Genomic DNA, 23,057 nt, shown 5'->3' with positions numbered 1-23,057 from the left:
TAAGGGGCGGGCCGCGCGATCATCGCCGCGTCGCGGCGAGCACCCTGGTTCGCGTGCTTCTGGTCGAGCGTACTCACGATTCTGACGTTTGGGGACATCCATGGCCAAATCCTTTACGGGTCGAAAGCGTGTTCGGAAGAGCTTCGGGCGCATCCCGGAAGTCACCCAGATGCCCAACCTCATCGAGGTGCAGCGCAGCTCCTACGACCACTTCCTGCAAATGGACGTCCCGCCGGAGAAGCGGGCCAACCTGGGTCTGCAGGAGGTGTTCCGGTCGGTGTTCCCGATCAAGGACTTCTCCGACCGCGCCGTCCTCGACTTCGTGAAGTACGAGCTTGAGCAGCCGAAGTATGACGTCGAGGAGTGCCAGCAGCGCGGCATGACCTTCGCCGCCCCGCTGAAGGTGACCCTGCGCCTCTCCGTCTTCGACGTGGAAGAGGACACGGGTCTGCGCTCGATCCGCGACATCAAGGAGCAGGACGTCTACATGGGCGACATGCCCCTGATGACGGCCAACGGCACCTTCATCATCAACGGCACCGAGCGCGTCATCGTCTCGCAGATGCACCGCAGCCCGGGCGTCTTCTTCGACCATGACAAGGGCAAGACCCATTCGTCGGGCAAGTATCTCTTCGCTGCCCGCGTGATCCCGTACCGCGGCTCCTGGCTGGACTTCGAGTTCGACGCCAAGGACCTCGTCTACGTGCGCATCGACCGCCGCCGCAAGCTGCCGGCCACCACGCTGCTGTTCGCCCTGGACGGCGCGGAGACCGAGGCGTTGCGCGCCGAGCGGAAGGCCCAGAAGAAGGACCTGCTGCCCTACGAGGCGCAGGGCATGGCGAAGGAAGAGATCCTCAATTTCTTCTACGACACCATCACCTACACCCGCGCGTCGGGCGGCTGGAAGACCCCCTTCAACGCCGACCGCATGAAGGGCGTGAAGGTCGCCTCCGACCTCGTGGACGCGGCCTCCGGCCAGGTCGTCGCCGAGGCGGGCACCAAGATGACGCCGCGCCTGATCAAGAAGCTGGTCGAGGGTGGCCTCGCCGAGCAGCTCGTCTCCACCGAGGAGCTGACCGGCCGCTACCTCGCCGTCGACATCATCAACGAGCGGACCGGCGAAGTCCTGTTCGAAGCCGGTGACGAATTGTCGGCGAGCGACCTCGACAAGCTGGAGAAGGCCGGCGTCGACGAGCTGCCGGTGCTGGCGATCGACCACCTGAACGTCGGCGCCTACATCCGCAACACGATGGCGGCCGACCGCAACGCGTCCCGCGAGGACGCGCTGATCGACATCTACCGCGTCATGCGTCCGGGCGAGCCGCCGACCCTGGAGTCGGCCGAGGCGCTGTTCGCCGGCCTGTTCTTCGACAGCGAGCGCTACGACCTGTCGGCGGTGGGCCGCGTCAAGATGAACGCGCGCCTGAACTTCCAGACCGAGGACAGCGTCCGCGTCCTGCGCAAGCAGGACATCATGTCGATCCTCAAGGTTCTGGTGAACCTGAAGGACGGCCGCGGCGAGATCGACGACATCGACCATCTCGGCAACCGCCGCGTCCGCTCGGTTGGCGAGCTGATGGAGAACCAGTACCGCGTCGGCCTGCTGCGCATGGAGCGCGCGATCCGCGAGCGCATGAGCTCGGTCGAGATCGACACGGTCATGCCGCACGACCTGATCAACGCCAAGCCGGCGGCCGCCGCCGTGCGCGAGTTCTTCGGCTCGTCGCAGCTCTCGCAGTTCATGGACCAGACCAACCCGCTGTCCGAGATCACGCACAAGCGTCGTCTCTCGGCCCTCGGCCCGGGCGGTCTGACCCGCGAGCGCGCCGGCTTCGAGGTGCGCGACGTGCACCCGACGCACTACGGCCGCATCTGCCCGATTGAGACGCCCGAAGGCCCGAACATCGGCCTGATCAACTCGCTGGCGACCTACGCCCGCGTGAACCAGTACGGCTTCATCGAGAGCCCGTACCGCAAGGTGCGCGACAGCATCGTCACCGACGAGGTGGTCTATCTCTCCGCCATGGAGGAGGGCCGCTACGTCGTCGCCCAGGCGAACGCCGAGCTGGACGCGGACAACCGCTTCGCCGCCGACCTCGTGTCGTGCCGGCAGGGCGGCGAGTACCTGATGTTCCGCCCGGAGGCCATCGACCTGATCGACGTGTCGCCGAAGCAGCTCGTCTCCGTCGCCGCGGCGCTGATCCCGTTCCTCGAGAACGACGACGCGAACCGCGCGCTGATGGGCTCGAACATGCAGCGTCAGGCGGTGCCGCTGGTCAAGGCCGACGCGCCGCTGGTCGGCACCGGCATGGAGGCCACGGTCGCCCGCGACAGCGGCGTGACCATCGTCGCCAAGCGCAAGGGCATCGTCGACCAGATCGACGCGACCCGCATCGTGGTCCGGGCGACCGACTCGTCCGACGCCACGGCGCCGGGCGTGGACATCTACAACCTGCTGAAGTTCCAGCGTTCCAACCAGAACACCTGCATCACCCAGCGCCCGCTGGTGAAGGTGGGCGACCGCGTGGCGGCCGGCGACATCATCGCCGACGGTCCCTCGACGGAGCTGGGCGAGCTGGCGCTGGGCCGCAACGTGCTCGTCGCCTTCATGCCGTGGAACGGGTACAACTTCGAGGACTCGATCCTCATCAACGAGCGCATCGTCAAGGACGACGTCTTCACCTCGATCCACATCGAGGAGTTCGAGGTCATGGCCCGCGACACCAAGCTGGGCCAGGAGGAAATCACCCGCGACATTCCGAACGTCGGTGAGGAAGCCCTCAAGAACCTCGACGAGGCCGGCATCGTTTACATCGGCGCCGAGGTCCGTCCGGGCGACATCCTGGTCGGCAAGGTGACGCCGAAGGGCGAAAGCCCGATGACTCCGGAAGAGAAGCTGCTGCGCGCCATCTTCGGCGAGAAGGCGTCCGACGTCCGCGACACCTCGCTGCGCCTGCCGCCGGGCGTCGCCGGGACGATCGTCGAGGTCCGCGTGTTCAGCCGCCGCGGCGTCGACAAGGACGAGCGCGCCCTGGCCATCGAGCGGGCCGAGATCGAGAAGCTGGCCAAGGACCGCGACGACGAACGCGCGATCCTGGAGCGCAGCTTCTACACCCGCCTGAAGGAGGTCATCCTCGGCCAGACCGCGCAGTCCGGCCCGAAGGGCATGCGCGCCGGCACGGTCCTGACCGACGCCGAGCTGGCGAACCTGACCAAGGGCCAGTGGCGCCAGATCTCCATCGCCGACGAGCAGGTGATGGAGACGGTGGAGAGCCTGGGCAAGGTCTTCGACGACTCGATCCAGGCGCTGCAGAACCGCTTCGAGAACAAGGTCGAGAAGCTGCAGCGCGGCGACGAGCTGCCGCCGGGCGTGATGAAGATGGTCAAGGTCTTCGTCGCGGTGAAGCGCAAGCTGCAGCCGGGCGACAAGATGGCCGGCCGCCATGGCAACAAGGGTGTGGTCTCGCGCATCCTGCCGCAGGAGGACATGCCGTACCTGGAGGACGGCCAGCCGGTCGATCTGGTTCTGAACCCGCTGGGCGTGCCGTCGCGCATGAACATCGGTCAGATCCTGGAGACCCATCTGGGCTGGGCGTCGGCCGGCCTCGGCAAGCAGATCGGCCGCGCCATCGACCAGTACCGCCTCGCCATGAAGGGCCGCGGCGACGCCGCCCAGACCATGGACGGGCTGCGCATCACGCTGAAGGAGGCCTACGGCGAGAAGGTCTACGACGACCAGATCGCCGACATGACCGAAGGCGAGCTGCTGGAGCTGGGCGGCAACCTGCGCAAGGGCGTCCCCTTCGCCACGCCGGTCTTCGACGGCGCGCGCGAGGAGGACATCTGCCAGCAGCTGGAGAAGGCGGGTCTGGACCGCTCCGGTCAGGTCACCCTGATCGACGGCCGCACCGGCGAGGCCTTCGACCGCAAGGTGACCGTCGGCTACATCTACATGCTGAAGCTGCACCACCTGGTGGACGACAAGATCCACGCGCGCTCGATCGGTCCCTACTCGCTGGTCACCCAGCAGCCGCTCGGCGGTAAGGCCCAGTTCGGCGGACAGCGGTTCGGTGAGATGGAAGTGTGGGCGCTCGAAGCCTACGGCGCCGCCTACACGCTGCAGGAGATGCTCACGGTCAAGTCGGACGACGTGTCCGGCCGCACCAAGGTCTACGAGGCGATCGTCCGCGGCGACGACAACTTCGAGGCGGGCATCCCTGAGTCCTTCAACGTTCTGGTCAAGGAGCTGCGCTCCCTGGGCCTGAACGTCGAGCTGAACCAGCGGTCGTACTGAGCCCAAGAGACTTGAACCCGCCGGAGGAGGGGCCATGTCGGCCCCTTCCGGCGGGAACTGCCCTTAACCGACAACGCGGCGCTGCCAGCGGGAGACGGTCATGAACGAGTTGATGAACATTTTCGGCCAGGTCCAGGGTCCCCAGAGCTTCGATCAGATCCGCATCCAGATCGCGAGCCCCGAGCGCATCCGGTCCTGGTCGTTCGGCGAGATCAAGAAGCCGGAAACCATCAACTATCGCACTTTCAAGCCTGAGCGCGACGGCCTGTTCTGCGCCCGCATCTTCGGACCGATCAAGGACTACGAGTGCTTGTGCGGCAAGTACAAGCGCATGAAGTACCGCGGCATCATCTGCGAGAAGTGCGGCGTCGAGGTGACGCTGTCGAAGGTCCGGCGCGAGCGCATGGGCCACATCGAGCTGGCCTCGCCGGTCGCTCACATCTGGTTCCTGAAGTCCCTGCCGAGCCGCATCGGTCTGCTGCTCGACATGACGCTGAAGGATCTGGAGCGCATCCTCTATTTCGAGAACTACGTCGTCATCGAGCCGGGCCTGACCCCGCTGAAGCTGCACCAGCTTCTCAGCGAGGAGGAGTTCGTCTCCGCTCAGGACGAGTACGGCGAGGACGCCTTCACCGCCTCGATCGGTGCCGAGGCGCTGCGCATCATGCTGTCGGCGCTCGACATGGAGGAGGAGAAGAAGACCTGCCGCGAGGAGCTGCGGGACACCTCGTCCGAGGCCAAGCGCAAGAAGCTCGTGAAGCGTCTGAAGCTGATCGACGCCTTCCTGTCGTCGCAGTCGCGTCCGGAATGGATGATCCTGGAAGTCATTCCGGTGATCCCGCCGGAGCTGCGCCCGCTCGTCCCGCTGGACGGCGGCCGCTTCGCCACGTCCGACCTGAACGACCTGTACCGCCGCGTCATCAACCGCAACAACCGTCTGAAGCGGCTGATCGAGCTGAAGGCGCCGGACATCATCGTCCGCAACGAGAAGCGCATGCTGCAGGAGGCCGTCGACGCGCTGTTCGACAACGGCCGCCGCGGCCGCGTCATCACCGGCGCCAACAAGCGTCCGCTGAAGTCGCTGTCGGACATGCTGAAGGGCAAGCAGGGCCGCTTCCGTCAGAACCTCCTCGGCAAGCGCGTCGACTATTCGGGCCGTTCGGTCATCGTGGTCGGTCCGGAGCTGAAGCTGCACCAGTGCGGCCTGCCGAAGAAGATGGCGCTTGAGCTGTTCAAGCCCTTCATCTACGCGAAGCTGGAGCTGTACGGCCTCGCCTCGACCATCAAGGCCGCCAAGCGGATGGTCGAGAAGGAGCGTCCCGAGGTGTGGGACATCCTGGAGGAAGTCATCCGCGAGCATCCGGTGATGCTGAACCGCGCGCCGACGCTGCACCGTCTGGGCATCCAGGCCTTCGAGCCAACGCTGATCGAAGGCAAGGCGATCCAGCTCCACCCGCTGGTCTGCACCGCCTTCAACGCCGACTTCGACGGCGACCAGATGGCCGTGCACGTCCCGCTGAGCCTCGAGGCCCAGTTGGAAGCGCGCGTCCTGATGATGTCGACCAACAACATCCTGTCGCCCGCCAACGGCAAGCCGATCATCGTGCCGTCGCAGGACATCGTGCTGGGTCTCTATTACATCACGATGGACCGGCCGGGCGAGATGGGCGAGGGCATGACCTTCGCCAACGTCGGCGAGATCGAGCAGGCGCTGGACGCCAAGGTCGTGACGCTGCACGCCAAGGTGAAGGCGCGCTACAAGGGCGTGGACGAGAACGGCGACGAGAAGATCTCCATCGTGGAGACGACCCCGGGCCGCATGCTGCTGTCCGAGATCCTGCCGCGCAACCCGGCGGTGCCCTTCGCGCTGATCAACCGTCTGCTGACCAAGAAGGACGTCGGCAACGTCATCGACGCCGTCTACCGCCATTGCGGTCAGAAGGAGACGGTGATCTTCGCCGACCGCCTGATGAAGCTCGGCTTCGGCCACGCCTGCCGCGCCGGCATCTCCTTCGGCAAGGATGACATGGTCATCCCCGAGGCGAAGAAGAAGCTGGTCAACGACAGCAAGGAGCGGGTGAAGGAGTTCGAGCAGCAGTATCTCGACGGTCTGATCACCCAGGGCGAGAAGTACAACAAGGTCGTCGACGTCTGGTCGGAGTGCACCGAGAAGGTGGCGACGGAGATGATGAAGGTCATCTCCGACACCGCCCCCGGCAAGCCGGTCAACTCGGTCTACATGATGGCCCATTCCGGCGCGCGTGGTTCGGCCGCCCAGATCCGCCAGCTGGCGGGCATGCGCGGCCTGATGGCCAAGCCGTCGGGCGAGATCATCGAGACGCCGATCATCTCGAACTTCAAGGAAGGCCTGACCGTGCTGGAGTACTTCAACTCCACCCACGGCGCCCGCAAGGGTCTGGCCGACACCGCCTTGAAGACGGCGAACTCCGGTTACCTGACCCGTCGTCTCGTCGACGTGGCCCAGGACGCCATCATCGTCGAGGTCGATTGCGGCACCGACAAGGGCATCACCGTCAAGGCGGTGATCGACGGCGGCGAGGTCATCTCCCCGCTGGGCGACCGCATCCTCGGCCGCACGGTGGTCGGCGACCTGATCGACCCGCTGAACGGCGAGCTGATCGTGCCGAACGCCGGCCTGATCGACGAAGCCACGGTCGACCGGATCGAGCGTTCGGGCATCGACAGCGTCATGATCCGCTCGGTCCTGACCTGCGAGACCAAGGACGGCGTCTGCGCCAAGTGCTACGGCCGCGATCTGGCCCGCGGCACGCTGGTCAACGTCGGTGAGGCGGTCGGCGTCATCGCCGCCCAGTCGATCGGCGAGCCGGGCACCCAGCTCACCATGCGCACGTTCCACATTGGTGGCGCCGCGCAGCGTGGTGCGGAGCAGAGCCAGGTGGAGGCGGCGTTCGATGCCACGGTGCGGATCAACAACCGCAACGTCGTCATCAACTCGTCCAACATCCCGGTGGTCATGGGCCGCAGCACCGAGGTGATCCTGCTTGACGAGCAGGGCCGCGAGCGGGCGCGTCACCGCGTTCCGTACGGTGCGAAGCTGCTGGCCGACGAGGGCGTGAAGGTCGAGCGCGGCCAGAAGCTGGCCGAGTGGGACCCCTACACCCTGCCGATCATCACCGAGCGCGAGGGCACCGCCCACTACGTCGACCTCGTGGAAGGCATCTCCATGCGCGAGGTGATGGACGAGGCGACGGGCATCTCGTCCAAGGTCGTGGTGGACTGGCGCCAGCAGCCGCGCGGTGCGGATCTGAAGCCGCGCATCACGCTGCGTGACGAGCGGGGCGAGATCATCACGCTCGCCAACGGTCTGGAGGCCCGCTACTTCATGTCGGTGGACGCCATCCTCTCGGTCGAGAACGGCGCCCACGTCCGGGCCGGCGACGTGCTGGCGCGTATCCCGCGCGAGTCGTCCAAGACCCGCGACATCACGGGCGGTCTGCCGCGCGTGGCCGAGCTGTTCGAGGCGCGCCGTCCGAAGGACTTCGCGATCATCTCGGATCTCGACGGTCGCGTGGAGTTCGGCAAGGACTACAAGACCAAGCGCCGCATCGTCGTCCGAAACGACGAGTCGGGGGACGAGCGCGAGTATCTGATCCCGAAGGGCAAGCACATCTCCGTGCAGGAGGGTGACTATGTCGAGCGCGGCGATCTGCTGATGGACGGCAACCCGGTGCCGCACGACATCCTGTCGGTGATGGGTGTGGAGGCTCTGGCCAACTACCTCATCAACGAGATCCAGGACGTCTATCGACTGCAGGGCGTGAAGATCAACGACAAGCACATCGAGGTGATCGTCCGCCAGATGCTGCAGAAGGTCGAGATCACCGACGCCGGCGAGACCACCTTCCTGGTGGGCGAGCAGGTCGACCGTCAGGAGTTCGACGAGGAGAACGAGAAGACCGTCGGCGAGGGGCTGAAGCCGGCCGCCGGCCATCCGGTCCTGCAGGGCATCACCAAGGCGTCGCTGCAGACCCGGTCCTTCATCTCCGCCGCGTCGTTCCAGGAAACCACCCGCGTCCTCACCGAGGCGGCGGTGTCGGGCAAGACCGACAACCTGGAAGGCCTGAAGGAGAACGTGATCGTCGGCCGCCTGATCCCGGCGGGCACGGGCTCCGTCGTCAACCGCCTGAAGCAGATCGCCGCCGAGCGCGACCGCGCCCTGGCGGAAGGCGAGGGCGGGGACGGCGAGGCTCCGGCCCTGCCGCATCCGGGCGAAAGCACCGCCGCCTGAGGGTTCGGGGACCGACGCTTCGGCGCATAGGGTAGGGGAGGGGGCGCGTTCCGCAGGGGACGCGCCCTTTTCTTTGGAAAAATGTAAAAGTCGTCCTTGAAGGATAGCTCCGCGCGTCCTAGCTATTTATGGCTCGCAGAAAAGTTGATCTTTCTGCAAGCTGTTCGCACCGGCCGGCTTGGTGCTCATGCAAATGCCGGAGTGCCAGCAATGTATGCGAGAGCTTTTGAGCTAGTGATACGGATCGTTGTTGCAGCTTTTGACCTGGGTAGCGCGATGTACGATCTATGGAAACTCGCAACGAACGGGGGAATGGAGTAGCCAGGTGATTACTCGGTGAGATCAAATGGGGTGATTGAATGGGAAATAGGAAGGCCGCCGGGCTTATTCTCACGGACTAATCAAAGTCGCAGCGCTTTGAAATGATCCAGAGCAGCGCGCAACCCCTGTCCGCTCCGGTAATCATGGACTCTCAGATGTCTATGGCTCCCAGTGAGATGCGACATCCTCGCCATATGAGGACGAGCTCGAGCAATTTTCTGCAGTCTCGTTCACTATGAGAGAGAGCATACAAAATTCATCGCGTCGACGGATGCGATAGCCATGGCCATGGCAGGGGGCGGCGATGTGCACATCGCCGCCTTTTCGCGTTTCAACATTGCCGCCGAGAGCCAAATGTTATTGATCGGAACCATCCTCTTTAAGAAGGCGCCAATAAAAACGAGCGTGGACGGCGTCGGGGGATGTCTTGCGTCGATGGCGAACGGGCTGGTGCGGAAGCCTTCTCTGAAGCTAGCGTAAAACGGTCATCTGCGCGCTTGACGGGTCTCTGGCGGACCCATATAGTCCGCGAACTTCAAAAGGAGCCTCGGGAAGGTCTTTCGTCCATCCCGTCCGGCATCCGGCTGAACCCAAGCGACATAGCTGAACGACCGGGTCCTCGCGGACCGATCCGACGGCGATCGACCATTGGGCCCGCTCGAAGCCCCTCAGGCTTCGCAGGCGGGCTTTTGCATCGTCCGGTGCCGCCGGGCGATTTTCCAATCGGTCCGGCTCCGCCGGCCGATCGACCTGAAGGGATGAAGGGCAGATATGCCGACGATCAACCAGTTGATCCGTAAGCCGCGCGAGCCCTTGGCCGCGCGCAATAAGGTTCCCGCGATGGAGGCGTGCCCGCAGAAGCGTGGCGTCTGCACCCGCGTTTACACGACCACGCCGAAGAAGCCGAACTCGGCTCTGCGTAAGGTCGCCCGCGTTCGCCTGACGAACGGCTTCGAAGTGACCTCCTACATCCCCGGTGAAGGCCATAACCTCCAGGAACACTCGGTGGTTATGATCCGCGGCGGCCGTGTGAAGGATCTTCCCGGCGTTCGCTACCACATCATCCGCGGCACGCTCGATACCCAGGGCGTGAAGGACCGTAAGCAGCGTCGTTCGAAGTACGGCGCGAAGCGTCCGAAGTAAGGAGTATTCACGATGTCCCGTCGTCGTCGCGCCGAGAAGCGTGAGGTCCTGCCGGACGCCAAGTATGGCGACCGCGTCCTGACCAAGTTCATGAACTGCCTGATGCTGGACGGCAAGAAGTCCGCCGCCGAGCGCATCGTCTACGGCGCGCTCAGCCGCATCGAGGCCAAGACCAAGAACGAGCCGGTTCAGGTCTTCCACGACGCCCTGCTGAACGTGAAGCCGCACCTCGAAGTGCGCTCGCGTCGCGTCGGTGGCGCCACCTACCAGGTTCCGGTCGAGGTCCGCACGGACCGCGCTCAGGCCCTGGCCATCCGTTGGCTCATCGGCGCCGCCCGCGCCCGCTCGGAAAACACCATGACCGAGCGTCTGTCGGGTGAGCTTCTGGATGCCGCCAACCAGCGTGGCACCGCCGTGAAGAAGCGCGAAGACACCCATCGTATGGCGGAAGCCAACAAGGCCTTCTCGCACTACCGCTGGTAAGGCACCCACCGGCCCAGGTGCTTGTCATGCCCCGTTCCCATCCCCTGAACCGTTACCGCAACATCGGCATCATGGCTCACATCGATGCCGGTAAGACCACGACCACCGAGCGGATTTTGTACTACACTGGAAAGTCGTACAAAATCGGCGAGGTGCACGAGGGCACCGCGGTGATGGATTGGATGGAGCAGGAACAGGAACGGGGCATCACCATCACCTCCGCGGCCACGACCTGCTTCTGGCGCGACCACCGCATCAACATCATCGACACGCCGGGCCACGTCGACTTCACCATTGAGGTCGAACGGTCCTTGCGCGTGCTCGACGGTGCGGTTGCGGTGTTCGACTCCGTTGCGGGGGTGGAGCCTCAGTCCGAAACCGTGTGGCGGCAGGCCGACAAGTACGGCGTGCCCCGCATGTGTTTCGTCAACAAGCTGGATCGCACCGGCGCGGACTTCTTCCGCTGCGTCGCCATGATGAAGGAACGGCTGGGCGCTTTCCCGCTCGTTCTCCAGCTTCCGATCGGGTCCGAGGCCAGCTTTGTCGGCGTCGTCGATCTGGTCGCCATGCGCGCCATCGTCTGGAAAGAAGAGACGCTGGGCGCCGAATTCTATTACACCGACATTCCGGACGCCCTGAAGGACGCCGCCGCGCGCCATCGTCAGGCGCTGCTCGACGCCGTCCTGGAACTCGACGACGCGGCCATGGAGGCCTATCTCGAGTCCGGTCAGGATCCGTCCGAGGAGACGCTCCGCGCCTGCATCCGCAAGGGCACGATCGGCCTGCGCTTCGTGCCGGTCCTCTGCGGCTCGGCCTTCAAGAACAAGGGCATCCAGCCGATGCTGGACGCCGTGGTGGACTATCTGCCGGCCCCCGTTGACATCGGGGCGGTGCGGGGACACCGCGTCGGCAGCCCCGACGCCGACGAGCGCGCACCGGACGACGCCGCTCCCTTTTCGGCGCTCGCCTTCAAGATCATGAACGACCCCTTCGTCGGGGCGCTGACCTTCGTTCGCGTCTATTCCGGCACAGTCGCCTCCGGTACCGCCGTGCTGAACGCCGGCAAGGACGAGAAGGAGCGCATCGGCCGCATGCTGCTGATGCACGCCAACAGCCGCGAGGACATCGACGAGGCCCACGCCGGCGACATCGTCGCCTTCACCGCGTTGAAGAGCACGACGACCGGCGACACGCTGTGCGATCCCGCCAAGCCCATCGTCTTGGAACGGATGGAGTTTCCGGAACCGGTCATCGAGGTGGCCGTCGAGCCGAGATCCAAGGCCGATCAGGAAAAGATGAGCATGGCGCTGACCCGCCTCGCCCAGGAGGATCCGTCCTTCCGCGTGTCCGTCGACCATGAGAGCGGTCAGACGATCATCAAGGGCATGGGCGAACTGCATCTGGAAATCATCGTCGACCGCATGAAGCGGGAGTTCAAGGTGGATGCGGACGTCGGCGCGCCGCAGGTGGCGTACCGCGAGACCATCACCAGAACCGCCGAGATCGATTACACCCATAAGAAGCAGACCGGGGGCACCGGCCAGTACGCCCGCGTCAGGCTGGTCTTCGAACCGTTGCCCGCCGGCAGCGGCTTCGTCTTCCGGAACAAGGTCGTCGGCGGCGCCGTGCCCAAGGAGTTCATTCCGGGCGTGCAGAAGGGGCTGGAGGCCTCCCTGCACAGCGGCGTGGTCGCCGGCTTCCCGGTGATCGACCTCGAGGTGGCGCTGGTCGACGGCGCCTTCCACGACGTCGACTCCTCGGTGCTCGCCTTCGAGATCGCCACCCGCGCGGCCTTCCGCGACGGCATGCAGAAGGCCGGCCCGATGCTTCTGGAGCCGATCATGAGGGTTGAGGTGGTGACGCCCGAAGACTACATGGGCGACATCATCGGGGACCTGAACAGCCGCCGCGGTCAGATCACCGCCATGGACCAGAGGGGCAACGCCCGCTCGATCCTGGCGATGGTTCCGCTGGCGTCGATGTTCGGTTATGTGAACACCCTGCGCTCGATGAGTCAGGGGCGCGCGCAGTACACGATGCAGTTCGACCACCACGAGCCGGTGCCGCAGACCATTGCGGAGACCATCCGCGCCAGGATGGCCTGAAACCGCTGGAACGACAAAGAGACGGAGAGCACACACCATGGCGAAGGCAAAGTTCGAGCGGAACAAGCCGCACTGCAACATCGGCACGATCGGCCACGTCGACCACGGCAAGACGTCGCTGACGGCGGCGATCACGAAGGTGCTGGCCGAGAGCGGCGGCGCGACCTTCACCGCCTACGACCAGATCGACAAGGCGCCGGAAGAGAAGGCGCGTGGCATCACGATCTCGACCGCCCACGTCGAGTACGAGACGACCAACCGCCACTACGCCCACGTCGATTGCCCGGGCCACGCCGACTACGTGAAGAACATGATCACGGGCGCCGCGCAGATGGACGGCGCGATCCTGGTCGTGTCGGCCGCCGACGGCCCGATGCCGCAGACCCGCGAGCACATCCTTCTGGCCCGCCAGGTCGGCGTGCCGGCTCTGGTGGTGTTCATGAACAAGGTCGACATGGTCGACGATCCGGAGCTGCTCGAGCTGGTCGAGATGGAGGTGCGCGAGCTGCTGTCCTCCTACCAGTTCCCGGGCGACGACATTCCGATCGTCAAGGGCTCGGCGCTGTGCGCTCTGGAGGACCGTTCGCCGGAGATCGGCCGTGACGCGATCCTCAAGCTGATGGCCGAGGTCGACCAGTACATCCCGCAGCCGGAGCGTCCGAAGGACCGTCCGTTCCTGATGCCGATCGAGGACGTGTTCTCGATCTCGGGCCGCGGCACCGTGGTGACCGGCCGCGTCGAGCGTGGCATCGTGAAGGTCGGCGAGGAAGTCGAGATCGTCGGTCTGAAGACCACGGTCAAGACCACCGTGACCGGCGTCGAGATGTTCCGCAAGCTGCTCGACTCGGGTGAGGCGGGCGACAACATCGGCGCGCTGCTGCGTGGCACGAAGCGTGAGGACGTCGAGCGCGGCCAGGTTCTGGCCAAGCCGGGCAGCATCACGCCGCACACCACCTTCAAGGCCGAGGCCTACATCCTGACGAAGGAAGAGGGTGGCCGTCACACGCCGTTCTTCACCAACTACCGTCCGCAGTTCTACTTCCGCACGACCGACGTGACGGGCATGGTGAAGCTGCCGGAAGGCACCGAGATGGTGATGCCGGGCGACAACATCTCCATGGAAGTCGAGCTGATCGCTCCGATCGCCATGGACGAGGGCCTGCGCTTCGCCATCCGCGAGGGTGGTCGTACGGTCGGCGCCGGCGTCGTCGCTTCGATCATCAAGTAAGTTCGTGTTCTGCGGAAGGGGGCCGGCCTTCGGGCCGGCCCCCTTTTGCATGGCCGATCCGCGAAAATGCGGCGTGACGCGCCGAACCGGGCCGATCCCGTCACCCTCCTGTCACAAGGGGGAAAATGTGGGTTGACACCGGGGCGCCCAGGGCATACACGTTACGCCCTCTGGAATTTGGGTTGGTAGTAGGCACGTCCGGCCTAGACGCAGCCCGATCACGAACGGCACCGCAAGCTCCACTTGCACCGGTTGCTGCCAGGAACATCCATCCGCATTGCGATGCGGGGGATGTTCTTTTTCGTATCGGCCGTCAGATCGGACAGACGAACCGCCGCCCACCGCTTCGGTGAGCCGGCTCCGGTTCGCCTGCCGCCGCGGGTCCCCGGGGGACAGATTTTGGGGTGCCGGTGACGCAGTCGCGTCATCGAAACGAGGTGCAAGGGACGTTTGGACATGGACAGCCAGAACATCCGCATCCGCTTGAAGGCGTTTGACCATCGCGTGCTCGACCAGTCGACCAGCGAGATCGTCAACACCGCCAAGCGGACCGGTGCTCGGGTGCGGGGCCCGATCCCGCTGCCGACGCAGATCGAGAAGTTTACGGTGAACCGCTCGCCGCACGTCGACAAGAAGTCGCGCGAGCAGTTCGAAATCCGCACCCACAAGCGTCTGCTCGACATCGTCGATCCGACGCCGCAGACGGTGGACGCGCTGATGAAGCTCGACCTCGCTGCCGGTGTGGACGTCGAGATCAAGCTCTAATTCGTTGCTGTTGAGGGACCTCTCCCTCTGAGGATGTCCCTGGTCAGGAGATAAAGAACAATGCGATCCGGTTTGATCGCGCAGAAAGTCGGCATGACCCGCGTCTTCACGGACGACGGGCAGCACGTGCCGGTGACTGTGCTGAAAGTCGACAGCTGCCAGGTCGTCGCCGTTCGCACCGAGGACAAGGATGGCTACACCGCCGTCCAGCTCGGCGCAGGCGCCATCAAGGTGAAGAACGTCACGAAGCCGCAGCGCGGGCATTTCGCCAAGGCGCGCGTCGAGCCCAAGCGCAAGCTGGTCGAGTTCCGCGTCGATGCCGACGCGCTGATCGAGGTCGGCGCCGAGCTCTCGGCTGCGCATTTCGTCCCGGGCCAGTTCGTCGACGTCACCGGCACTTCCATCGGTAAGGGCTTCGCCGGTCCGATGAAGCGCTGGAACTTCGGTGGTCTGCGCGCGACGCACGGCGTGTCGGTGTCGCACCGCTCGCACGGTTCGACGGGTAACCGCCAGGACCCCGGCAAGGTCTTCAAGAACAAGAAGATGGCCGGTCATCTCGGCGACGAGAAGGTCACGGTTCTGAACCTGAAGGTCGTGTCGGTCGATGAGGACCGCGGTCTGATCTTCCTCAAGGGTGCCGTTCCGGGCTCCGAGGGGGCTTGGCTCCGCATCCGCGACGCGGTGAAGAAGAAGGCTCCGGAAGGTCTGCCGTTCCCGGCCGGGATCAAGGCTGCGCCGGCCGCTGAAGCCGCCGCCGAGCCGCAGGAGTGATGGCCATGAAGGCGACCATTAAGAACCTGAACAACGAGACCGTCGGCGAGATCGAGCTGGCCGACGAGGTCTTCGGCCTCCCGTCCCGCACGGACATCCTGGCCCGCATGGTCAACTGGCAGCTGGCCAAGCGCCGCGCCGGTACGCACAAGACCAAGACGGTCAGCGAGATCTCCGGCACCGGCAAGAAGCCGTACCGCCAGAAGGGCACCGGCCGCGCCCGTCAGGGCTCCATGCGCTCCGCCCAGTTCCGTGGCGGCGCGACCATCTTCGGCCCGGTCGTCCGCTCGCACGAGCACGACCTGACCAAGAAGGTCCGCAAGCTGGCGCTGAAGACCGCGCTGTCCACCAAGGCCGCGGAAGGCAAGCTCCTGGTCCTCGACGCCGCTTCGGCCGAGAGCCACAAGACCAAGGAACTGGCTGTCCGTCTCGCTTCGCTCGGCCTGACCTCGGCCCTGATCATCGATGGCGCCAACCTGAACGAGAACTTCGCTCGGGCTTCGCGCAACATCCCGCTGATCGACGTGCTGCCGGAGCAGGGCGCCAACGTCTACGACATTCTTCGCCGCGATACGCTGGTCCTGACCCGCAACGCGGTCGAGCAGCTGGAGGCTCGCCTGAAATGAGCAAGCAGTCGAAACCTGCGGTGAGCCAGGAGCGGATGTACGACCTCATCCTGGCTCCGGTGATCACCGAGAAGTCGACGATGGCGTCGGAGCACAATCAGGTGACGTTCCGCGTGCCGCTGTCGGCGTCGAAGCCGGAGATCAAGGCGGCGGTCGAAGGGCTGTTCAACGTGAAGGTGACGGCGGTCAACACCCTGGTTTCCAAGGGTAAGACCAAGCGCTTCCGCGGCACCATCGGCCGTCGCTCGGACTTCAAGAAGGCCGTCGTGACCCTCGCCGAGGGGAACAAGATCGACGTGACCACGGGCATCTGAGCGGGAGTGTGATCCGATGGCTCTGAAGCAATATCGCCCAATTACGCCGTCGCTCCGCCAGCTGGTCATCGTCGACCGCTCGGAGCTGTGGAAGGGCAAGCCGGTCAAGACCCTCACCGAGGGCCTGACCAAGTCCGGCGGCCGCAACAACACCGGCCGCATCACCGCGCGCCGGATGGGTGGCGGTCACAAGCGCGTCTACCGTCTGGTGGACTTCAAGCGCCGCAAGTTCAACGTCCCGGCGACCGTCGAGCGCCTGGAGTACGATCCGAACCGCACGGCCTTCATCGCCCTCATCAAGTATGAGGACGGCACCCTGTCCTACATTCTGGCGCCGCAGCGTCTGAAGGTGGGCGACACGGTGATCGCCGGTGACAAGGTGGATGTGAAGCCCGGCAACGCCATGCCGCTGAAGAACATCCCGGTCGGTTCGGTGCTGCACAACGTCGAGCTGAAGCCCGGCAAGGGTGGTCAGCTGGCCCGTTCGGCCGGCACCTACCTGCAGCTGGTCGGCCGCGACGGTGGCTACGCCCAGCTGAAGCTGCCCTCGGGCGAGCTTCGCGTGGTCCGTGGCGACTGCATGGCTACCCTGGGCGCCGTGTCGAACCCGGACAACATGAACACCAACAAGGGCAAGGCCGGTCGCAGCCGTTGGCTGGGCATCCGTCCGTCCGTCCGTGGTGTCGCCATGAACCCGATCGACCACCCGCACGGCGGTGGTGAAGGCCGCACCTCGGGTGGCCGTCATCCGGTCACGCCGTGGGGCAAGCCGACCAAGGGCAAGAAGACTCGTCACAACAAGAAGACGGATGGCCTGATCCTGCGCCGCCGTCATTCGAAGTAAGGAGGGCGGACGATGGCACGCTCCGTTTGGAAGGGCCCGTTCGTCGACGGCTACCTGCTCAAGAAGGCGGACAAGTCGCGGGCCTCGGGCCGCAACGAGATCATCAAGATCTGGTCGCGTCGCTCGACGATCCTGCCGCAGTTCGTGGGTCTCACGTTCGGCGTGTACAATGGCCACAAGTTCCTGCCGGTTCTGGTGACCGAGAACATGATCGGCCACAAGTTCGGTGAGTTCGCTCCGACGCGCACCTTCTACGGGCACGCGGCGGACAAGAAGGCGAAGAGGAAGTAAGCCATGGGCAAGCCCTCCAACCCCAGCCGTATCGCGGAGAACGAGGCGATCGCCTCCAATCCGATGATCCGCACCAGCCCGCGCAAGCTGAACCTCGTCGCCCAGCTCATCCGGAACAAGGATGCCAGCAGCGCCGTGGCCGAGCTGACCTTCTCCAAGCGCCGCATCGCCGGCGAGGTGAAGAAGGTCCTGCAGGCCGCGATCGCCAACGCCGAGAACAACCATCAGCTCGATGTGGACCGCCTGTACGTCTCCTCGGCGACGGTCGGCCGCGCCCTGGTGATGAAGCGTTTCCACGCCCGCGCCCGTGGCCGCGGCGCGCGGGTCGAGAAGCTGTTCTCCAACCTGACGATCATCGTGCGTGAGCGCGAAGCCGCCGCTGCCGAAGGGGCCGAGTAAGATGGGTCAGAAAGTCAATCCGATCGGGCTGCGCCTCGGCATCAACCGGACCTGGGACAGCCGTTGGTTCGCCAAGCGCGATTACGCCAACCTGCTGCACCAGGACCTGAAGCTGCGCGGCTATCTGCAGGGTCGCCTGCAGCAGGCCGGCTGCTCGCGCGTCATCATCGAGCGTCCGGCCAAGAAGGCCCGCGTCACCATCCACTCGGCCCGTCCGGGCGTGGTGATCGGCAAGAAGGGCGCGGACATCGAGAAGCTGCGCACCGAGCTGTCGAAGATGGCCGGCGGCGAGGTGAGCCTGAACATCATCGAGATCCGCAAGCCGGAGATCGATGCCAAGCTCATCGCCGAGAACATCTCCAGCCAGCTCGAGCGTCGCGTGGCCTTCCGCCGCGCCATGAAGCGCGCGGTTCAGTCGGCCATGCGCCTGGGCGCCCAGGGCATCCGGATCAACTGCTCCGGTCGTCTCGGCGGCGCCGAGATCGCCCGCCTGGAGTGGTACCGCGAGGGCCGCGTTCCGCTGCACACCCTGCGTGCGGACATCGATTACGGCACCGCGACCGCGAAGACCACCTACGGCACCTGCGGTGTCAAGGTGTGGGTCTTCAAGGGCGAGATCATGGCGCACGACCCGATGGCGCAGGACAAGCGCATGGGCACCGAGCCGGTGTCGACCGATGGCGAGCCGCGGCGCGAGCGTCGCGAGCGTGGTGACCGTGAGGAGCGTGGGGGCCGTGGTCGCGGCGACCGTGACCGCTCCGAGCGGGCTGACCGCTAGTAAGGGGCACGAGCGATGCTTTCTCCGAAGCGTACCAAGTACCGCAAGGCCCACAAGGGCCGCATCCACGGCAACGCGAAGGGCGGCACCCAGCTGAACTTCGGCTCCTTCGGCCTCAAGGCCCTGGAGCCGGAGCGCATCACGGCCCGCCAGATCGAGGCGGCCCGCCGCGCGATCACCCGCGCCATGAAGCGTCAGGGCCGCGTGTGGATCCGCGTGTTCCCGGACCTGCCGGTCTCCACCAAGCCCGCCGAAGTCCGCATGGGTTCCGGTAAGGGCACGCCCGAGTACTGGGCGGCCCGCGTTCATCCCGGCCGCATCCTGTTTGAGCTGGACGGCGTGCCCGCGGATGTGGCAAAGCAGGCGTTCGCCCTGGCGGCCGCCAAGCTGCCGATCAAGACCAAGCTGGTGACCCGCCTCGGCGGCGGTGAGGAGGTGGCGGCATGAAGCCCGTCGACGTTCGTGCGAAGAGCAGCGAGGAGCTGAACGATCAGCTCCTCCAGCTCAAAAAGGAACAGTTCAACCTGCGTTTCCAGCGGGCCTCCGGCCAGCTGGAGAACACCGCGCGGGTGCGAGTGGTGCGTCGCGACATCGCGCGCATCAAGACGATCCTCGGCGAGCGTTCGCGCTCGGCCGAAGCCGGCAAGTAAGGAGGGCTACCTATGCCTCGCCGCGTTCTGCAGGGCACGGTGGTCAGCGACAAGGGCGACAAGACGGTTATCGTCCTGGTCGAGCGCCGCGTCATGCACCCCGTGTACAAGAAGTTCATTCGTCAGTCGAAGAAGTACGCCGCCCACGACGAGGGCAACCAGTTCAAGGTCGGCGATACCGTTTCGATCATCGAATGCCGCCCGATCTCCAAGCGCAAGCGCTGGACGGTCGTGCTTGAGTCCGCCGCCGTTAGCGGCGCCGCGTAAACGGAAGGGTACAAACCATGATCCAGATGCAAACCAACCTGGAAGTCGCCGACAATAGCGGGGCGCGCCGGGTGCAGTGCATCAAGGTGCTTGGCGGGTCCAAGCGGAAGGTGGCCACCGTCGGCGACGTCATCGTCGTCTCCGTCAAGGAGGCCATTCCGAAGGGTCGCGTCAAGAAGGGCGACGTGCATCGCGCCGTCATCGTCCGCACCGCGAAGGAACTGCGCCGGGAGGACGGGTCCGCGATCCGTTTCGACCGCAATGCCGCCGTGCTGATCAACAAGCAGGGCGAGCCGATCGGCACGCGTATCTTCGGGCCGGTCACTCGTGAGCTTCGCGGCAAGAAGTTCATGAAGATCATCTCGCTGGCGCCGGAGGTGCTGTGATGGCCGCGAAGATCAAGACCAAGGACAAGGTCGTCATCCTTGCCGGCAAGGACAAGGGGAAGACCGGTGAGGTCCTCAAGGTCATCCCGGCGGAAAACCGTGTCGTCGTGCAGGGCGTGAACGTGGTGAAGAAGCACCAGCGTCCGAGCGCCACCTCGCAGGGCGGCATCGTTGAGTTCGAGGCGCCCATCAACGTCTCGAACGTTGCTCATGTCGACCCCAAGGACGGCAAGCCGACCCGCGTCGGTTTCAAGGTCCTTGAGGATGGCCGCAAGGTGCGTGTCGCCAAGCGGTCCGGCGAAGTCATCGACGTGTGAGGACCGGACCAATGGCTGCACGTTTGAAGGAAGTGTACGACTCCAAGATCCGCGCCGCGCTCAAGGCTGAGTTCGGCTACGCGAACGACATGGAAGTTCCGCGGATCGAGAAGATCGTCATCAACATGGGTGTCGGCGAAGCTGTCGGCGACTCCAAGAAGATCCAGAATGCGGTGAGCGAACTGACGGCGATCAGCGGCCAGAAGCCGATCGTCACGAAGTCCCGCAAGTCGATCGCGCAGTTCAAGCTGCGTGAGGGCATGGCGATCGGGTGCAAGGTCACGCTCCGTCGTGAGCGGATGTACGAGTTCCTGGATCGCCTGGTCACGATCGCGTTGCCGCGTGTCCGCGACTTCCGCGGCATTCCCGGCAACAGCTTCGACGGCCGTGGCAATTATGCCATGGGCGTGAAGGAGCAGATCATTTTCCCGGAGATCGACTACGACAAGATCGATCAGATCCGCGGCATGGACATCATTTTCGTCACCTCGGCGAAGACCGACAAGGAAGCCAAGGCTCTCCTTAAGGCCTTCGACATGCCGTTTGTGGCCTGATTGGCTGGAGCACGACCCCATGGCTAAGACCAGTGCCATCGAGAAGAACAAGCGTCGCACCAAGCTGGTGAAGCAGTTCGCCAACAAGCGTGCCCGCCTGAAGGCCATCGCCTCCGATCGCTCCCTCCCGCCGGAAGAGCAGTTCGCCGCCCGCCTCAAGCTGGCCGAACTGCCGCGCAACTCCTCGAAGGTGCGCATCCGCAACCGCTGCGAAATGACCGGCCGTCCGCGGGCGTTCTATCGCAAGTTCAAGCTGTCCCGCGTCACCCTCCGCGAACTGGCCTCGACCGGCCAGATCCCGGGGATGGTGAAGTCGAGCTGGTAAGGAGGGTCGGAGAATGTCTTTGAGCGATCCGCTCGGCGATATGCTGACCCGCATCCGCAACGGTCAGCACGCCCGTATGTCTGTTGTGCAGAGCCCGGCGTCGAAGCTGCGCAGCAACGTGCTTGAGGTTCTCAAGCGCGAGGGTTACATCCGCGGCTACTCCGAGGAGGAGCTGCGCCCCGGCATCAAGAACCTGAAGATCGAGCTGAAGTATCACGAAGGCGAGCCTGTGATTAAGCAGATCGCCCGTGTGTCGAAGCCCGGCCGCCGCGTCTATTCGAAGATCACCGATCTGCCCCGCGTCTTCAACGGCCTCGGCATCGCGATCCTCTCCACGCCGCGCGGCGTGATGTCGGACAATGAGGCCCGCGCCGCCAACGTCGGCGGTGAAGTCCTCTGCCGCGTGTTCTAAGGGGGACCCTTCGATGTCGCGCATTGGAAAGCATCCCGTGCCGGTTCCGGCTGGTGTTGACGTCTCCGTCAACGGCCAGCAGGTGTCGGCCAAGGGCAAGCTGGGTTCGCTCAGCCTGACCCTCATCGACGACATCACGGCCAAGCTGGAAGACGGCAAGGTCGTGGTGGCCCCGGCGAACGACAGCAAGCGCGCCCGCATCATGTGGGCAACCTCGCGCACCCTGATCAACAACATGGTCACGGGCGTCAACCAGGGCTTCACCATCAACCTCGAGATCAACGGCGTCGGTTACCGTGCCGCCGTGCAGGGCAAGGAGCTGGTCATGCAGCTCGGCTACTCGCACGACGTCAAGTACCCGATCCCGGAGGGCATCACCATCAAGTGTGACAAGCCCACCGCGATCTCGGTGTCGGGCTTCGACAAGCAGAAGGTCGGTCAGGTGGCTGCGGAGATCCGCGGTTGGAAGAAGCCGGAGCCCTACAAGGGCAAGGGCATCAAGTACGACACCGAGACGATCATCCGCAAGGAAGGCAAGAAGAAGTAAGGTCCGCCATGCTCAAGCCAAAGCAACTCCACGAGCGCCGCAAGCAGCGCGTGCGCGCGCAGATTGCCAAGAAGGCCGGCGGGCGGGCTCGCCTCTCGGTTTTCCGGTCCAATCTGCACATCTACGCCCAGATCATCGACGACGAGAACGGCCGCACGGTCGCCTCGGCCTCGTCCGTGGAAAAGGAGCTGCGCGAGCAGCTCAAGCACGGTGGGAACGTCGAAGCCGCCCAGAAGATCGGCGCGCTCATCGCCGAGCGCGCCAAGGCGGCGGGCGTCACCGAGGTCGTGTTCGACCGTGGTGGCTACATTTACCACGGCCGGGTCAAGGCCCTGGCTGACGCCGCCCGCGAGGGCGGGCTGTCGTTCTAAGGAGGCTCCGAAATGGCACGTGAAAGAGGCGAGCGGAGCGACCGTGATCGGCAGCCGCGCGACCGCGACCGGGAAGAGAGCGAGCTGATCGAAAAGCTCGTCGGCATCAACCGCGTCGCCAAGGTTGTGAAGGGCGGCCGTCGCTTCGGCTTCGCCGCCCTGGTGGTGGTCGGTGACGGCAAGGGCCGCGTCGGCGTCGGATCGGGCAAGGCCCGTGAAGTGCCGGAAGCGATCCGCAAGGCCACCGACCAGGCGAAGCGCGGTATGATCCGCGTTCCGCTCCGCGAAGGCCGTACGCTGCACCACGACTCCAACGGTCACTTCGGTGCCGGCAAGGTCGTGCTGCGCACCGCTCCGGCCGGTACCGGCATCATCGCCGGCGGTCCGATGCGCGCGATCTTCGAGGCGCTGGGTGTGCAGGACGTGGTGACGAAGTCCATCGGCACCTCCAACCCGCACAACATGATCAAGGCGACCTTCGACGCGCTGTCGCAGGTTTCCAGCCCGCGCAGCGTCGCCGCCCGTCGCGGCCGTCGCGTGAGCGACATCCTCGGCAAGCGTGAAACCGGCGCTGCCGGTGCGCAGGAGGCTTGATC

Annotated in this window: 26 protein-coding genes; all 26 read left to right on the top strand. The window is 65.1% G+C overall.

Going from position 1 to position 23,057, the window contains the following annotated elements; translation table 11 throughout:
- Positions 1-100: 100 nt before the first annotated feature.
- The 26 genes from rpoB to rpsE all read left to right on the top strand — a co-directional run bounded on the left by rpoB (position 101) and on the right by rpsE (position 23,055).
- Entirely contained in the window at positions 101-4,294 is a 4,194-nt protein-coding gene (gene rpoB / locus DXK32_RS05315) for a DNA-directed RNA polymerase subunit beta (RefSeq protein ID WP_114857566.1), read from the top strand.
- A 100-nt stretch (positions 4,295-4,394) separates the two neighbouring features.
- Positions 4,395-8,564 (top strand): DNA-directed RNA polymerase subunit beta', encoded by a 4,170-nt coding sequence (rpoC, locus tag DXK32_RS05310; RefSeq protein ID WP_114857565.1) that lies wholly within the window; start codon positions 4,395-4,397, stop codon positions 8,562-8,564.
- A gap of 603 nt (positions 8,565-9,167) precedes the next feature.
- Positions 9,168-9,365 carry a hypothetical protein gene (locus DXK32_RS05305; protein WP_114857564.1) on the top strand — a complete coding sequence of 66 codons (198 nt, stop codon included), beginning with the start codon at positions 9,168-9,170 and terminating at the stop codon, positions 9,363-9,365.
- Positions 9,366-9,656: 291 nt separating this feature from the next.
- Positions 9,657-10,028, top strand: coding sequence for a 30S ribosomal protein S12 (gene rpsL, locus DXK32_RS05300; RefSeq protein ID WP_012973201.1), 372 nt, complete (start codon positions 9,657-9,659; stop codon positions 10,026-10,028).
- Positions 10,029-10,040: 12 nt separating this feature from the next.
- A complete protein-coding gene (rpsG, locus tag DXK32_RS05295) occupies positions 10,041-10,511 on the top strand; it encodes a 30S ribosomal protein S7 (RefSeq protein ID WP_014241043.1) in 471 nt (156 codons plus the stop codon).
- A gap of 26 nt (positions 10,512-10,537) precedes the next feature.
- Positions 10,538-12,616: an elongation factor G gene (fusA, locus tag DXK32_RS05290; protein ID WP_114857563.1), complete on the top strand. Its 2,079-nt coding sequence runs from the start codon at positions 10,538-10,540 to the stop codon at positions 12,614-12,616.
- A 37-nt stretch (positions 12,617-12,653) separates the two neighbouring features.
- A complete protein-coding gene (tuf, locus tag DXK32_RS05285) occupies positions 12,654-13,844 on the top strand; it encodes an elongation factor Tu (RefSeq protein ID WP_014241041.1) in 1,191 nt (396 codons plus the stop codon).
- A 456-nt stretch (positions 13,845-14,300) separates the two neighbouring features.
- Positions 14,301-14,609, top strand: a complete 309-nt coding sequence (gene rpsJ / locus DXK32_RS05280) for a 30S ribosomal protein S10 (protein ID WP_014241039.1) — start codon at positions 14,301-14,303, stop codon at positions 14,607-14,609.
- A gap of 60 nt (positions 14,610-14,669) precedes the next feature.
- A complete protein-coding gene (rplC, locus tag DXK32_RS05275) occupies positions 14,670-15,380 on the top strand; it encodes a 50S ribosomal protein L3 (protein WP_114857562.1) in 711 nt (236 codons plus the stop codon).
- Positions 15,381-15,385: 5 nt separating this feature from the next.
- On the top strand, positions 15,386-16,006 hold the full coding sequence (gene rplD, locus DXK32_RS05270) for a 50S ribosomal protein L4 (RefSeq protein ID WP_114857576.1): 621 nt from the start codon (positions 15,386-15,388) through the stop codon (positions 16,004-16,006).
- The gene (locus tag DXK32_RS05265) at positions 16,003-16,320 is read left to right on the top strand and encodes a 50S ribosomal protein L23 (protein ID WP_114857561.1); all 318 of its coding nucleotides are present in this window, start codon (positions 16,003-16,005) and stop codon (positions 16,318-16,320) included. The genes rplD and DXK32_RS05265 overlap by 4 nt, the downstream gene beginning before the upstream one ends.
- A gap of 16 nt (positions 16,321-16,336) precedes the next feature.
- The gene (gene rplB, locus DXK32_RS05260; RefSeq protein ID WP_114857560.1) at positions 16,337-17,164 is read left to right on the top strand and encodes a 50S ribosomal protein L2; all 828 of its coding nucleotides are present in this window, start codon (positions 16,337-16,339) and stop codon (positions 17,162-17,164) included.
- A 12-nt stretch (positions 17,165-17,176) separates the two neighbouring features.
- Entirely contained in the window at positions 17,177-17,455 is a 279-nt protein-coding gene (rpsS, locus tag DXK32_RS05255; RefSeq protein WP_014241034.1) for a 30S ribosomal protein S19, read from the top strand.
- 3 nt (positions 17,456-17,458) lie between these two features.
- Positions 17,459-17,854: a 50S ribosomal protein L22 gene (gene rplV / locus DXK32_RS05250; protein ID WP_035675046.1), complete on the top strand. Its 396-nt coding sequence runs from the start codon at positions 17,459-17,461 to the stop codon at positions 17,852-17,854.
- Position 17,855: 1 nt separating this feature from the next.
- Positions 17,856-18,632 (top strand): 30S ribosomal protein S3, encoded by a 777-nt coding sequence (gene rpsC / locus DXK32_RS05245; RefSeq protein WP_114857559.1) that lies wholly within the window; start codon positions 17,856-17,858, stop codon positions 18,630-18,632.
- 15 nt (positions 18,633-18,647) lie between these two features.
- Positions 18,648-19,079 (top strand): 50S ribosomal protein L16, encoded by a 432-nt coding sequence (gene rplP, locus DXK32_RS05240; protein WP_014241031.1) that lies wholly within the window; start codon positions 18,648-18,650, stop codon positions 19,077-19,079.
- On the top strand, positions 19,076-19,282 hold the full coding sequence (rpmC, locus tag DXK32_RS05235; protein ID WP_114857558.1) for a 50S ribosomal protein L29: 207 nt from the start codon (positions 19,076-19,078) through the stop codon (positions 19,280-19,282). Before rplP ends, rpmC begins: the two co-directional genes overlap by 4 nt.
- A gap of 12 nt (positions 19,283-19,294) precedes the next feature.
- Entirely contained in the window at positions 19,295-19,549 is a 255-nt protein-coding gene (gene rpsQ / locus DXK32_RS05230) for a 30S ribosomal protein S17 (RefSeq protein WP_014241029.1), read from the top strand.
- Between the two features lie 17 nt (positions 19,550-19,566).
- Positions 19,567-19,935: a 50S ribosomal protein L14 gene (rplN, locus tag DXK32_RS05225; protein ID WP_012973215.1), complete on the top strand. Its 369-nt coding sequence runs from the start codon at positions 19,567-19,569 to the stop codon at positions 19,933-19,935.
- Positions 19,932-20,252 (top strand): 50S ribosomal protein L24, encoded by a 321-nt coding sequence (gene rplX / locus DXK32_RS05220; RefSeq protein WP_088123921.1) that lies wholly within the window; start codon positions 19,932-19,934, stop codon positions 20,250-20,252. The genes rplN and rplX overlap by 4 nt, the downstream gene beginning before the upstream one ends.
- 11 nt (positions 20,253-20,263) lie before the next feature.
- Positions 20,264-20,806, top strand: coding sequence for a 50S ribosomal protein L5 (rplE, locus tag DXK32_RS05215; protein WP_035675042.1), 543 nt, complete (start codon positions 20,264-20,266; stop codon positions 20,804-20,806).
- A gap of 19 nt (positions 20,807-20,825) precedes the next feature.
- Entirely contained in the window at positions 20,826-21,131 is a 306-nt protein-coding gene (rpsN, locus tag DXK32_RS05210) for a 30S ribosomal protein S14 (RefSeq protein WP_038526805.1), read from the top strand.
- 13 nt (positions 21,132-21,144) lie between these two features.
- Entirely contained in the window at positions 21,145-21,543 is a 399-nt protein-coding gene (rpsH, locus tag DXK32_RS05205) for a 30S ribosomal protein S8 (RefSeq protein ID WP_035675041.1), read from the top strand.
- Between the two features lie 13 nt (positions 21,544-21,556).
- Positions 21,557-22,090 (top strand): 50S ribosomal protein L6, encoded by a 534-nt coding sequence (gene rplF / locus DXK32_RS05200; protein WP_114857557.1) that lies wholly within the window; start codon positions 21,557-21,559, stop codon positions 22,088-22,090.
- Between the two features lie 8 nt (positions 22,091-22,098).
- The gene (gene rplR, locus DXK32_RS05195; protein WP_014241024.1) at positions 22,099-22,461 is read left to right on the top strand and encodes a 50S ribosomal protein L18; all 363 of its coding nucleotides are present in this window, start codon (positions 22,099-22,101) and stop codon (positions 22,459-22,461) included.
- 12 nt (positions 22,462-22,473) lie between these two features.
- Positions 22,474-23,055 carry a 30S ribosomal protein S5 gene (gene rpsE, locus DXK32_RS05190; protein WP_035675037.1) on the top strand — a complete coding sequence of 194 codons (582 nt, stop codon included), beginning with the start codon at positions 22,474-22,476 and terminating at the stop codon, positions 23,053-23,055.
- Positions 23,056-23,057: the final 2 nt, after the last annotated feature.

This window comes from Azospirillum brasilense (genome assembly GCF_003349955.1).
Taxonomy (GTDB): Bacteria; Pseudomonadota; Alphaproteobacteria; order Azospirillales; family Azospirillaceae; genus Azospirillum; species Azospirillum brasilense_B.
Note: the sequence above shows the minus strand (reverse complement) of the source record. Positions and strands in the feature narration are given on the sequence as shown.